This window comes from uncultured Psychrobacillus sp. (genome assembly GCF_938022135.1).
Taxonomy (GTDB): domain Bacteria; phylum Bacillota; class Bacilli; order Bacillales_A; family Planococcaceae; genus Psychrobacillus.
This window is the reverse complement of sequence record NZ_CALIED010000093.1, coordinates 1-13419: the sequence shown is the minus strand read 5'-3', so window position 1 is coordinate 13419 and position 13419 is coordinate 1. Positions and strand designations below refer to the sequence as shown.

Annotated in this window: 13 protein-coding genes, 1 pseudogene and 1 riboswitch; of the genes and pseudogenes, 9 read left to right on the top strand and 5 right to left on the bottom strand. The window is 36.1% G+C overall.

Features of this window, described 5'->3' with window-relative positions; translation table 11 throughout:
• Positions 1-94: 94 nt before the first annotated feature.
• Both Q0371_RS19175 and Q0371_RS19170 read right to left on the bottom strand, forming a co-directional pair.
• Entirely contained in the window at positions 95-607 is a 513-nt protein-coding gene (locus Q0371_RS19175; protein WP_298474298.1) for a DUF2569 domain-containing protein, read from the bottom strand.
• Between the two features lie 25 nt (positions 608-632).
• Positions 633-1157, bottom strand: a complete 525-nt coding sequence (locus Q0371_RS19170) for a DUF2569 family protein (RefSeq protein ID WP_298474295.1) — start codon at positions 1155-1157, stop codon at positions 633-635.
• 202 nt (positions 1158-1359) lie between these two features.
• Positions 1360-1539, top strand: a riboswitch (cobalamin riboswitch).
• A gap of 165 nt (positions 1540-1704) precedes the next feature.
• Here Q0371_RS19170 and Q0371_RS19165 point away from each other — a divergent pair.
• The 3 genes from Q0371_RS19165 to Q0371_RS19155 are packed head-to-tail and all read left to right on the top strand — an operon-like array spanning position 1705 to position 5370.
• A complete protein-coding gene (locus Q0371_RS19165) occupies positions 1705-3924 on the top strand; it encodes a ribonucleoside-diphosphate reductase subunit alpha (protein WP_298474301.1) in 2220 nt (739 codons plus the stop codon).
• Entirely contained in the window at positions 3924-4397 is a 474-nt protein-coding gene (locus Q0371_RS19160; protein WP_169360892.1) for a flavodoxin, read from the top strand. The genes Q0371_RS19165 and Q0371_RS19160 overlap by 1 nt, the downstream gene beginning before the upstream one ends.
• The gene (locus Q0371_RS19155) at positions 4339-5370 is read left to right on the top strand and encodes a ribonucleotide-diphosphate reductase subunit beta (RefSeq protein ID WP_298474292.1); all 1032 of its coding nucleotides are present in this window, start codon (positions 4339-4341) and stop codon (positions 5368-5370) included. The genes Q0371_RS19160 and Q0371_RS19155 overlap by 59 nt, the downstream gene beginning before the upstream one ends.
• Positions 5371-5999: 629 nt before the next feature.
• On the opposite strand, the gene Q0371_RS19150 is transcribed toward Q0371_RS19155, so the two are convergent.
• Both Q0371_RS19150 and Q0371_RS19145 read right to left on the bottom strand, forming a co-directional pair.
• Positions 6000-6848: a methyl-accepting chemotaxis protein gene (locus Q0371_RS19150; RefSeq protein ID WP_298474289.1), complete on the bottom strand. Its 849-nt coding sequence runs from the start codon at positions 6846-6848 to the stop codon at positions 6000-6002.
• Positions 6849-6974: 126 nt separating this feature from the next.
• A pseudogene (locus Q0371_RS19145) lies at positions 6975-7398 on the bottom strand (carboxymuconolactone decarboxylase family protein).
• Positions 7399-7651: 253 nt separating this feature from the next.
• Between Q0371_RS19145 and Q0371_RS19140 the strand changes: the two are divergent.
• From Q0371_RS19140 to Q0371_RS19120, 5 genes are read left to right on the top strand one after another with little or no spacing between them, the layout of a single operon-like run.
• On the top strand, positions 7652-8185 hold the full coding sequence (locus Q0371_RS19140; protein WP_298474286.1) for a dihydrofolate reductase family protein: 534 nt from the start codon (positions 7652-7654) through the stop codon (positions 8183-8185).
• A 24-nt stretch (positions 8186-8209) separates the two neighbouring features.
• The gene (locus Q0371_RS19135; protein ID WP_298474283.1) at positions 8210-8359 is read left to right on the top strand and encodes a hypothetical protein; all 150 of its coding nucleotides are present in this window, start codon (positions 8210-8212) and stop codon (positions 8357-8359) included.
• A 35-nt stretch (positions 8360-8394) separates the two neighbouring features.
• The gene (locus Q0371_RS19130) at positions 8395-8649 is read left to right on the top strand and encodes a hypothetical protein (protein ID WP_298474280.1); all 255 of its coding nucleotides are present in this window, start codon (positions 8395-8397) and stop codon (positions 8647-8649) included.
• Positions 8637-8852: a hypothetical protein gene (locus tag Q0371_RS19125; protein WP_251555119.1), complete on the top strand. Its 216-nt coding sequence runs from the start codon at positions 8637-8639 to the stop codon at positions 8850-8852. Before Q0371_RS19130 ends, Q0371_RS19125 begins: the two co-directional genes overlap by 13 nt.
• On the top strand, positions 8849-9199 hold the full coding sequence (locus tag Q0371_RS19120) for a DUF4260 domain-containing protein (protein ID WP_169360897.1): 351 nt from the start codon (positions 8849-8851) through the stop codon (positions 9197-9199). The genes Q0371_RS19125 and Q0371_RS19120 overlap by 4 nt, the downstream gene beginning before the upstream one ends.
• 72 nt (positions 9200-9271) lie before the next feature.
• Here the strand turns inward: Q0371_RS19120 and Q0371_RS19115 are convergent, their stop codons facing one another.
• Positions 9272-10105, bottom strand: a complete 834-nt coding sequence (locus Q0371_RS19115) for a TetR/AcrR family transcriptional regulator (RefSeq protein ID WP_169360898.1) — start codon at positions 10103-10105, stop codon at positions 9272-9274.
• Positions 10106-10201: 96 nt separating this feature from the next.
• On the opposite strand from Q0371_RS19115, the gene Q0371_RS19110 reads away from it, so the two are divergent.
• Positions 10202-13288 carry an efflux RND transporter permease subunit gene (locus Q0371_RS19110; protein ID WP_169360899.1) on the top strand — a complete coding sequence of 1029 codons (3087 nt, stop codon included), beginning with the start codon at positions 10202-10204 and terminating at the stop codon, positions 13286-13288.
• Positions 13289-13419 lie beyond the last annotated feature (131 nt).

Here is a 13419-nt window from a genome sequence, read left to right as displayed (position 1 = left end):
AAAGAAAAAAGACTGTAGGCAAACTCCAAAATTTTTGGAGTTTGTCTACAGTCTGCCTCATTACTAATTTTATTTAGTAATGAGGGCTTGTTTGTTAATGAACAAATGTATTATGAACTCTTTGAGATTCATTGAAATAATTCGCCCATATAAATGTAAAAATAAATGACATCATAGAGACAGCAGCAAATTCAAACCGTTCCTCATGATTCACTCCATATAATAGATTTGATATGTAAACAAATGCAAAGCCGAAAACAAATTTACACGCAGCTGTGGCAATATAATAAAGGATCATATGCTTTGGTAAGGATCTTTTTTTCTTGAAAAAGTGAAAAATAAGGATTGTTGAGATGACTGCTGTTAAAAGTAAAATAAGGGAGTAGACTACTATGGTTACACTTATGAAGATTTGCTGTCCTTTAGATACATCTAATTCAATCATCGTCACCCAAATGTTATTCGTAAGGTAGGTTATTAAGTGGCTGAAAAATCTAAGCAAATAGTGAAATGGTGCAAATAGCAGACCAATCAAGGGAAGAATGAGCCAACCATTGATTCCAGAGGGTCCACTATGTGGTTGGACAGATACATTAGTAACAGTCATTAAGATCTACCTTTCTATCGAGTATTTACTTTACAAATGTATTCTTTACTCTCTTCGATTTACTAAAATAAGTAATCCAAATCGAGGTAATTACCATAGCCCGTATTACATTAAACATATAGTATTGGGATGTTAAAGGATCGGATTCGAACACATTCTCTATGATTTGCAAATTTATATAGCCAATGAGAATATCTATTATTAGCATGACGGTAAGACAGGTAATCATTACCTTAGGGAAAAACGTTTTCTTTTTAAAGAAAAGAATGAGTAATACTATTACTGTAGATATTTGAGCAAGACAAATGATAAGGTCTATTATTACAACTGGCCCAAATAAAGGATGGTAATACTCTCCATTCCTACTAGTTATACTCTCCCAACTTTCAGCCGTCAAAAAAGGGAAAACATCCATCGTTAGATAGGCAATAATAACAAACGGTGTGGAAATGAGGCTTATAAGTGGCAGGATCAGCCATCCACCAATACCAACAGGTCCTTGAGGTAATAAGTCCTTAGATGTCAACCTAGTGGAATTGCTTGTAATCATATTTGTAACCTCCTAAATTTAAGATATTTTACTATTTTTATAGGTCGCTACAATTATAATATACAGAAAATATTGGATTCACAATTTTGTAACTGAGTTATTCTGAAAATAAGATGTAAGACCTAATACATAGTCTTTTTACCTATGTACAAGTTTCGACACAATATGTTAGGGTATATTAGTAAACAAAACACAATATATAGTATGTATACGATAAAAAGGTACCATTATGGTTTAAAAGGGAATTCGGTGAGAAACCGAAGCTGTCCCCGCAACTGTAAGTGCGGACAACTGTTGATTATGCCACTGCGAGGTTTCGTGGGAAGGCCAACGGGAGGAAGATGCACGAGCCAGTAGACCTGCCTTTTTATCGGTGAAGCAACACTTTCTTCGGGGGTTGAGAGGTGGGGGCGAGAGACTCTATCTTAAAACGAACGATATGTCTTGTTGTTTCCTACTTTAAAAATCGTGAGCGATGACTCAGCCGAAGAGGCTAGAGGCATCGCTTTTTTGTATATAAAAAGATAGGGAGGAATTTAAATTGGCAATTATTACGAATACAGAAAAACAGCAGGTATTACAGCAGTTAATAGTAGAATTTGGAGAAGAAAAGATAGCGCCCTTAGTTAAGTCGCATCACAAGTGGTTACAAAAACACCCAGAAGGTACGATTGCTGCTTGGTCTAAAGCTATGTCTCTAGAGGCACTAAGCTTTTTAGATGAACAGGAGCCATTTTGGACATTTGTGGCTGCACGTATTTATTTAGCAGAAGTATATTCGCAGCAAGCAGAACGGAGAGGTACCACTGCTGATGCCGTCTATACAAAATTTGCAGAGAACGTACGGATCCTTTCTAAAAAGGGAATATATAATCCCTCTATTATGGAAAGCTATTCGAATGAGGAGTTAGAGCAGCTAGGAAATCTCCTTGTCGCCAAAAGAGATTCCCTATTTACCTACATAGCCTTAAAAACTCTTTTAGATCGCTATGTAGCGAAGGATTTTAATAAGGATATTGTAGAGTTGCCACAAGAGCGCTGGCTTGTTATAGCTATGACACTTATGAAGGACGAAAAAGAAAACCGTCTTGAAAAAATAAAAGAAGCTTATTGGGCAATGAGCAATTTATATATGACGGTTGCAACTCCAACTTTATCTAATGCTGGGAAGCCACATGGACAGCTCTCTAGCTGCTTTATTGACACTGTGGATGATAGTCTGCAAGGTATTTACGACAGTAATACAGACGTAGCCACTCTATCTAAATTTGGAGGGGGTATCGGTGTATACATGGGGAAGGTGCGTAGCCGTGGCTCTTCTATACGAGGATTCGTGGGAGCATCTAGTGGAGTTCTACCTTGGATTAAACAGTTGAATAATACGGCAGTCAGCGTCGATCAGCTTGGACAACGACAAGGGGCCGTAGCTGTTTATTTGGATGCTTGGCATAAGGACATTTTTACGTTTTTAGATCTACGCCTGAACAATGGAGATGATCGCCTTCGAGCGCATGATATTTTCACAGGTATATGCTTGCCGGATTTATTCATGGAGAGGGTTGATGCAAGAGAGGAATGGCATTTGTTTGATCCGCATGAGGTTCGTCAGGTAATGGGTTATTCTTTGGAGGATTTCTATGATGAAAAAAGAGGAGAAGGATCATTCCGGGAAAAATACGAGGAATGTGTGAATGACCAACGCCTATCGCGAGAAACTGTACAAGCAATCGACTTGATGAAAAGAATTATGCGTTCTCAGTTAGAGACAGGGGTACCATATATGTTTTACCGAGATGAAGTAAATCGTAGCAACCCAAATAAGCATGAGGGAATGGTCTATAGTAGTAACCTCTGTACAGAAATTTTTCAAAATCAGAGCGCAACAACGTTTGAATCGATCCAGTTAGAGGATGATGTCATTGTCACTCGTAGAAAACCTGGGGACTTTGTTGTTTGTAACTTATCCTCTATTAACTTGGGGAAGGCAGTACCAGCAAATGTATTAGAAAGACTGATAAATATTCAAGTACGCATGCTAGATAATGTCATCGATTTAAATATGATACCTGTACCACAGGCAGAGCGCACAAATGCAAGGTATCGAGGTATTGGCCTTGGAACATTCGGATGGCATCATTTACTCGCACTTAAGCAGATTCGTTGGGAGTCAGAGGAAGCGGTTGAACTTGCGGATAAACTATATGAAAAAATTGCCTTTTTAACTATTCAGGCATCCGCAAGTCTTGCTATGGAAAAGGGTGCTTATCCTTTATTCGAAGGTTCAGAATGGCAAACCGGTGCTTATTTTGAAAAGCGTCAGTATGAAGGAGACGAATGGAATAAGCTTCGCAGGAAGGTCGCAGAAGTAGGCCTTCGAAATGGCTATTTAATGGCAGTTGCTCCAAATTCATCTACGTCAATTTTGGCGGGAAGTACCGCTAGTATTGACCCAATTTTTCAAAAGACTTACGCAGAGGAGAAGAAGGATTATAAAATTCCTGTTACAGTGCCAGATTTAAATTCAGAGACTACGTGGTTTTATAAGTCTGCTTATTTCATTGATCAGCATTGGACGGTGAAGCAAAACGCTGCACGCCAGCGACATATTGACCAGGGGGTCTCCTTAAATTTATATGTACAAAACACGATAAAGGCAAAGGAATTACTTTCGTTACATTTAGAAGCTTGGAAAAGTGGGCTAAAAACGACTTATTACGTACGTTCCACCTCGATAGAACTTATCGAATGTGAGTCCTGTTCGAGCTGATGAAGGCAATTATATGTTATTTGAGCTATAGCGGAAATACTGAAGAAATAGCAGAGCTTTTACAAAATCAGCTGGAGAATTCCGAGTATCAGGTAGAGATATATTGTATCGGTATCGGAGTCCTACCAGATTTACAACTATATGACCTAGTATTTCTAGGGACTTTCACCTGGGATCAGGGGGGTATTCCAGATGAAATGAAGGATTTTTTAAGAGACTTAGGATATCGACCAGAAAATAGTTATATATTTGGCTCTGGCGATACTCAATTTGGTGGAGACGAGCTATTTTGCGGGGCAGTGGATAAACTAGTTTGCTATTGTAACAGTTCCTACCAAGGCTTAAAAATTGAACAGTCACCAAGAGGAAGCCAAGAGAAAATTGTCACTAAATGGCTAGAGGGAGTATTAAATCATGCAAAAGGCAAAAACATTAGAACCAAGAAATCCAAACAAATCAACAGGAATATTTAATGGGCAATCAAGCGGTATACTGAATTGGAATGATATTGCGTATCCACATTGGCATAAGATGTACAAGCGTCTGCTAGGGAACTACTGGCAAGCTGATGAAGTTAATATGTCTAATGACATAAAGCAATTTGGTAGCTTGAGTGAATCGGAGCAGGATGCATACTTAAAAATTATTGGACTGCTAGCGACATTAGATGCACCTCAAACTCGTACAGCTCTATTGCTTTCGCTATATGCAACAGATCCATCGGTACAATCCATTATGGCGGTCATTGCACAGCAAGAAGCCGTACATAATGAAAGCTATTCCTATGTTTTATCATCCATTGTATCGCTGGATAAGCAAAACAAGGCATTTGATTTTGGCAGAACCGATGAAGTGCTAATTAAGCGCAATCAAAACATTGCCAAGTACTACAATGAATTTGTAGAGAACCCAACGACGGAAAACATATTAAAGACGCTTACTTATACAACATTATTGGAAGGGCTATTTTTCTATTCTGGCTTTGCCTTCTTTTATAATCTTGCTCGTCATAACAAAATGGTAGGTACTTCTACGATGATTAGCTACATCAACCGAGATGAGCTAGAGCATGGCCGGTTTATATCAGAGTTATTCAGAGCAACGCTAGCTGAAAATCCAGAGCTAAATAACGATGAATTTATAGGGTGGGTCTATGAGCAATTTAAAGAATCTGTCCAACTAGAAATAGAATGGTCCAATTATGTACTACATGATATCGATGGAATCGATATAGAAGATATGCAAGGGTATATTAAATACCGCGCCAATAAAATGCTACGCCTAATTGGGCTAAACGAGATTTATCCTGAGTATGTAGAAAATCCAATGAAATGGATTCGAGCATACGCAGACAACATAGACGGCACTAAAACAGATTTCTTCGAACAAAAGTCTCGCCAGTATGTAAAGGTGAATGCAATTGATAATGGCTTTGATGATCTTTAGTAGAAAAGAGATCTAGTCTGATAAAATTATAATCTTAGCAATGCCATGAACTTCGTGTTCATGGCATTTTTTTTAATAGATGGATATTTAGTTGGAATCTAACAAAATCAGGCTATGTTAAAGGCTTAGGTTGATTTTTCTTGAAGTGGAGATGGGTGAAAATATGACAAATTCGTGGGAAGGCTTTTTAGACATAATTACGTTAGACCAAAGTATCAGACTAAAAGCAAATTTACAGATTTTAATGGATTAATTTCTCAAATGGTAATCCAAATAAATCCTTGTTGGTAAGTTTATTCGACCAGATTGAAAAAAATTATGGGAATAAGAGATGCACAATCCTTTGGTGGAATAATGGTAGAAGTCTTTATTCAAAGACTATTAGTAAAGACGATTTGGATTTTTTACAGTATTTTTGGGATGAAATAGTGAAATTTCTTTGTTTTTTTTACCAGAAGAGGTTGATATAAAAAGAACAAAAGTCGAAGACGAGGAAGCATTCATTGGAAAGTGTTTAAAAACAACAGTCACACAAACTATTATGAGTTGTTGGATTATCAAATAAGAACCTCCTGACTAAATCAAAACGATTAATGTCAGGAGGTTCTATTTAAATACGTTCTTTATTTTTATAATTCGGAAGCATACTTGTTTAACTCTTTACTCATCGAGTGAATTTTGGTAATGATGTTAGAGATTTCTTCAGTAGAGGATACCTGGTCTTGTCCAACAATAACAACCTCTTGTATGGAAGCTGTAATCTCATTCACAGACTCTTGGATGTTAGTTAATGTTTGTCTTATTTTTTCTGTGGAAGAAACTGTTTCTAAAGAAAGTTTTCTTATTTCATTAGCGACTACTGTGAAGCCAAGACCTTTATCACCAGCCCTTGCTGCTTCAATAGCAGCATTTAACCCTAAAAGATTTGTTTGATTAGCGACTCTCTTAATGAAATTTAGTACTTCATCCGTATTATTCACTTCTTCCGAAGCACGATTGGACTTTTCTAACAATACATTACTTATTTTTGAGAGACCTTCCGAGCCATCTGTTATAGATACAACACGATTATTAGCTTGTTCAAGTGATTGTTCAATCTGCTCTGAAATGGTTCTAAGTTGTTTTTCGTTTTGTTTTTGTAATTGAATGGCTAATGCTCCAATGACCTGACCATTATCTACAATAGGTGCAGCTGATCCAGTAAACGGAATTCCAAAGAATTCGGATGGAACTTCTTCGTTTATTACTATCATGTTTTTAATACAATCTGCTAATGGTTCGCGTGGATTGATTTTAGTACCAGCTCTTGCTCCTATATCTATTTTACGCCCAGGATGATAAGCAATCCATTCTTGCGTATTTGTTAATCCAATAGCTATGTCTGGTAACATCGAGTGGAATATAGGTAAGATTTCTAAATAGTTTTGTAGATTTGGATGAATGGCTGAATTCGAATTTAAAATTTTAATATTAGTCATTTTCTAATTTTCCTTTTCTACTAAAAGATGGATTTTAATTTATCTTATCACTAGTAATTAAAATTGTCTGCTAAATAATATTTTTTGGTGCTCCATTACTATTATCGTTATGAATTTTCTATTAAATTAGGGGATATAAGCTTTATTATAATTAATCGTCTTATTCCTAATATTTTTCTCTTTATAATAAATACAAATTGTGTTCCAACTGTTGATTTGATTGAAAATTAGAACAAGACCTACATATTGTTTCTGGTCATAATGTTCTCGAGTTCGCTGATAAAGTTCGTCTGGAACACGTTTCATTGGGATTAATGTCAAGTGCTCTGTTAATTCTTAAGCAACTTTTTCTGCTTCAGTGTAGAATTCACTCTTTCTATGCATTGACACAGTAAAGTCGCTGTTCGGTTTTACCCATTTTTGGGGCATCGGTTGTATGCATATTCAAACAAAATGCACATCCGTTAATTTGAGAAGCACGAATTTTAATTAGCTCACGAAGTTTTCGTTCGATAGCTGTAGTTTTCGTATATTTCTCCATTTCCATCATATCGTATTTATTCAAGATGAAATCCAACTGTAAAGAGTAATTAGGGTTGCTTCGCAGTAAGTAGATAATGTGTAATAAAAGAGAAGATGCTTATTTAGCTAACACGTGCTTCAGTAAAAAATAATATCAAAGTAAATGAGCCAGTAGAAAACATCCTAGCTCGTTTTTTATGTATACTTCTATCAGCTTTACGTTTAACATAGCCAAAAATTAAAATATACTGAATGAAAACAGATCACAAAAGGAGATACAAATGAATAATAAACGAAACTTGATTTTATATATTGCGGCTAGCTTAGACGGATATATAGCTACGGAAGATGATTCTTTAGATTGGCTATTTAATGTAGAGGGCGAGGGTGATAATGGAATATCAGAGTTTTATGAGACGGTAGATACCGTTTTAATGGGTAAAAAAACATATGACTGGATAGTAAAACATGAATCAGGAGAATTCCCATATAAAAATAAAGAATGTTACGTATTTACAAGATCCACTATGGAAGATACCGAAGATGTTAAATTTACTAATAAAAACGTCGTGGGTTTAACCAACGAACTGAAGAGCCAAGAAGGAAGTAACATATGGCTTGTAGGCGGAGGCGAATTATTACAATCATTTTTAAAAGAAAAGCTAGTAGATGAAATTATTTTAACAGTAGCGCCAACTATCATCGGAAAAGGAATTCCGTTATTCAATAAAGGAGATTATCAGTTAGACCTTATATTGAAAGGAACTAGAACCTTCAACCAGTTTGTAGAACTACATTATGAAGTTAAAAAGTAAATGCATATATGAGGTGTGAATTAAATGCGACTCCCCATGAATATTACCGGCTTAGCAAATAGTACAATTGAAATGAATGAGATGGATGGAGACCTATTTAAAAAGTTAGGATACGAAATTGCTAGAAAGACTAATGGTAAAATAATTGGTTTTTTTCACCGAGCTACCCATTGAATTATTTTCGTATAGACATTGAGGTAGATAAAAAAGTGGTGTCGATTCTACTGCATCAGTATTTTCCATATGCATCCATTGTATTATATGAAAATGAACTCCAGCTACAATTTATAGAGTATGATAATTTATCCACTGAGCTGAGTCCATATTATACAGTTTTAGAAGCAGCTTTTTTAAATGATCCGTTTAATCCTAACGCTCATGATTTATCAGAGGATGAATTAAAAAATGTGAAGTATTGGCGTCCGAATAATAATGGAGAGGTTATTTTTAATTGTTGGGATTAGTTATATTCTTGAGAAATGGAAGGAAACATGCTGAATATATTTTTGGAATATCAGAGGCAGCTAAAATTGAAAAACCAAGATTATCACCAGCTTCCTTCAATAAAGAACATTCTAATAAAAAGTATGTTTTGACCTCATTCAAAATAGCTGATCAGGAAAGAAAGATAAGAAGAATTCTAAGGATAGAAAGGGTGTTGAAGTGAAGGTCAATCATATAATTCGCCTCGAAAACGGATTAGCTTTCGGGATTTCCTTTTTTATTTATATGCAGCTGGACTTTCCAATCTGGTTGTTTTTTTTACTATTATTCGTTCCTGATATTACGATGATCGGTTATACAATTAATAATAAAATTGGTGCAACCATTTATAATGTTGGTCACAGTTTTATTTTTCCTATACTTTTAACATTAGGTTACTTCTACTTTTTAAAAGATTATTTGCTTATAATTTCTATTATTTGGGTAGCCCATATTTTTATGGATAGACTTTTTGGCTTTGGATTAAAGTACCAAGAATCTTTTAAAGAAACTCATATGCAAAGGCTTTAAAATTAAAGTGAGATTTTTTATAGTCATATAAAAAGCGTCTAATCAGTCACACAACTGGTTAGACGCTTTTCTTTAAAGCTTATACTGTTCTCTAATCAAGTAGGAAACCCACTTGCATTGAGGGTGGTTTTTAATATTCTCTAAAAGACCTTTTATAAGTGCGAGACTCGGAGTTTCGGTTAGGAGGTGATTTTTTAAAATTTGAAGCGTTTCCTTTTCGATTGGCTCTTCTATTTCTAGTAGAATCTGATTGATTAACTCAAGTATTTGCATATCTTTATCGGTGTTTTCTTTTATAACCTTTTGCATAATTTGAGCACTATCTGTTGAGATTAAAGGAATCGTTGAATGTTTTGCTAATACTTTCGTCTTTTCTACAAGTGACTTAGTTAGCGTGTCTATATCAATTGGTAATTCAAAGAATAGATAGAGGTCGATATATATTTTCATAAAGCCTTTTATGCAAATAAGTAAGTCATATTTTGTTTCTTCATAAGTTAAATCTAACTTGTCTACCATATAAAGAATAATTTCATTTAATAGATTGTCATAATAAGTTAGTTTTTTTAATAAATCATCGTTTACCGTATGTGTCTGTTCCTTGAAGAAGATTTTAGCAAAAGTAGAGTTTTCTTGAAATGCCTTGTTGGCAGTGTAGAAAAAGGTATATAGCATATCGTCAGAATGTGAACATTCTTTGACCGAGTAGTCAATTTCTGAAATAATCTGCTTCATAAAGCAATCTACCAAAGAAGTGATGAGCTCATCTTTGGATTTATAGGAAAGGTAGAAAGCACCTTTAGAAATGCCGCAATGGTCAGTGATTTGTTGGACTGAGGTAGCCTCAAAACCTTGCTTTGCAAAAAGTTCTAATGCTTTATCCATTATTAATTGTTTCTTTACCATATCTTATCGCTCCCAATGGTTATTGTTGACAAATGACCAATTAGTCATTATTATAAATAAATGAGTTTGATAAGTCAAATGAGGGTAGGTGCAAGTGTGAAAGGTTTAGTGAATTTTGTACTAAAAAATAAGTTAGCGGTATGGTTATTGACTATTATCATTACTGTTTCCGGTATTTATTCAGGTACAAGAATGAAGATGGAGACCATTCCAGATATTTCGATCCCATTCTTAATGGTGATGGATGTTTATCCAGGTGCGACTCCTGAAAAAGTTATGGAAGATATCTCGATGCCTTTTGAGAAAGCGTTAGAAGGACTAGAGGATGTTAAATCGGTATATTCCAATTCCTATTCGAATATGTCTAATATTCAAGTAGAGTACGAATATGGCACAGACATGGATGAAGCAAAACGCGCATTGGAGTCTGCATTGGATACGATCTCCTTACCTGAAGGAGCAATGGAGCCAACTATTACGGCAATAAGCATGAATATGATGCCGGTAGCAGCCCTAAGCGTAAGTAGCACAGAAGAAGATATCGTAGAGCTAACATCGACAGTAGAAGAAATTTTACTACCGAAAATTGAAAAAATAGATGGTGTTGGGTCTGCTACTATAACAGGCCAGCATATTGAAGAAGTAGAGCTTACATATGACGAAGCAAAAATGGCCGAACTAGATGTAACTCAAGATACAGTAAAACAAATGATCCAAGCAAGTGATATGGCAGTATCCTTAGGATTGTTTGAATTTGAAGAAGGCGAGCAGGCAGTAGCGGTTGACGGTAAGTTCATGACAGCCGACGAACTGAAAGAAATGCTTATCCCTGTTACACCTTCTGCTACAAACCCATCTCCTTTTGTAAAACTTGGAGATATTGCTTCTATAGAAGTAGTTGGTAAAGTAGAATCGGTTTCCCGTACAAATGGGAAAGATGCAATTGCAATCCAAATTGTAAAAAATCCAGATGCTAACACTGTAACAGTAGTAAATGCAGTGAAAGATTTAATCGCAGAAGAAGAAAAGAACATTGATGGTTTAGTGATTGATGTTTCCTTAGACCAAGGTGCTCCTATTGAAGATTCAGTATTTACAATGGTTGAAAAAGCATTGTTTGGTGGATTAATCGCCGTGCTGATTATTCTATTGTTCTTACGTGATTTTAAATCTACAATTATTTCTATTGTGTCTATACCAGTTTCTATTTTTATGGCATTACTGCTATTAAATTGGTTAGATATTACGTTAAATATTATGACACTTGGAGCCGTTACCGTAGCAATTGGACGTGTAATCGATGACTCGATTGTTGTTGTAGAGAACATTTATAGACGCCTTCACTTAAAAGGCGAACCATTAACAGGCCGTGCCCTTGTTCGTGAAGCAACGATTGAGATGTTCAAACCAATCCTTTCTTCTACATTGGTAACGGTAGCGGTATTTGCTCCATTAATCTTTGTAGGTGGTATGGTTGGAGAATTGTTCATGCCATTCGCATTAACAATGACATTTGCTCTTGGTGCATCACTGTTAGTAGCAATTACAATCGTACCTGCAATGTCTCACTTCTTATTTAAGAAGAAATTGTACGCTGAAAAAACAGAAAGTAATCATAAAGAGCAAGGTAAGTTAGCTGGTAGCTATAAAAAAGTTCTAGAGTGGACATTAAACCACAAAATTATTACTTCCCTTGTATCGGTTGCATTACTAGTAGGTAGCTTGATGCTTACGCCGTTAATCGGTTTCAGTTTCTTGGGTAGTGAAGAAGAAAAAGTAATGTATTTGACTTACACTCCAAAAGCTGGTGAGCTAAAAGAAGACACATTGGCAAACGTCACTAAAGTTGAAGAAGAGATGCTTAAACGTAAGGATATTGATATCACTCAAGTATCTATCAACGGTGACGGCGCAAATGACATGACTGCAATGATGGGCGGAGGTTCAGGCGGCGCATTAATGTACTTGATCTTTGATGAGGATATGGAAGACTTCCCAGGTGCTCGTGAGGAAATCGAGGAATATGTGTTCAACATTGGTCAAACTGGCGAATGGAAGAGCCAAAACTTCTCAAGTATGTCCATGTCGACAAATGAAATTAGCTATACATTCTATAGTGAAGATTTAGATAAGTTGAACGAAGCTGTTGCAATGGTTGAAGAAGTAATGGGAGAAACAAAAGGATTAGAAGATGTTTCTTCGAGTGCTGAAGACAGCTACGTAGAGTATACATTCCAAGTAGCTCAAGATGAATTATTGCAGTACGGTTTAACAACTGGTCAAATCGTTGGGATGTTGAGTCCTTCCACTACGGAGGAAGTATTAACGACAGTTGAAAAAGAAGGAAATGATTTAGAGGTTATTGTACAGCAAGAACAAACAGCAACACCTAAATCGATTGATGATATTTTAGCTAGAGAAGTACCGACAGCAATGGGAACTACAATGCCATTGTCTGAATTAGTAACAGTAGAAGAGGGTTACGCTCTAAATACGCTTGCTCGTAGTAAGGGTGAATACTATGCTTCTGTATCCGCTACAATTCAAGATGATGATATTTCAAAAGCATCTGCAGATGTAGATAAAGCGATTGAAAAGCTAGATTTACCTAAAGGCGTTACAGTTGGTGTTGCCGGTGTAACTGCAGATATGAATGAAACATTCACTCAGCTTGGAGTAGCAATGCTTGCAGCAATTGCGATTGTTTACTTTATATTAGTAGTAACATTTGGTGAAGGTATTGCACCATTAGCTATCCTATTCTCATTACCATTCGCAGTAATTGGTTCATTTGCAGGTTTATGGATTGCAAACGAAACAATATCCGTATCTGTTATGATGGGTCTTCTCATGTTGATTGGTATCGTTGTCACGAATGCCATTGTATTAGTTGACCGAATCATTCATATGGAACGCGAAGGTATGAATATGCGTGAAGCGATCCTTGAAGCTGGTGCAACTCGCTTACGTCCTATTCTGATGACAGCTATTGCAACCATTGGAGCACTCGCACCATTAGCAGTAGGATCAGGCGGCGGTGGTTTAATCTCGAAAGGATTAGGTATCACGGTTATTGGTGGTCTAGCAAGTTCTACGCTACTAACATTAATCATCGTTCCAATCGTTTACGAGGTTCTATCGAAGCTATTTAAGAAAAAACGTAACGAAGTACAAGATAATTAAATAAGAGAAACGCCTGTGGGATTAAATTCTCACAGGCGTTTTTTTAGGCTATGTTAAAGAGTAGGGTTGATTTATAATGCAAAGAAATCTTAAATCAGAGAGTAGAATTGATTTTTCGCCCCAGCCGGACG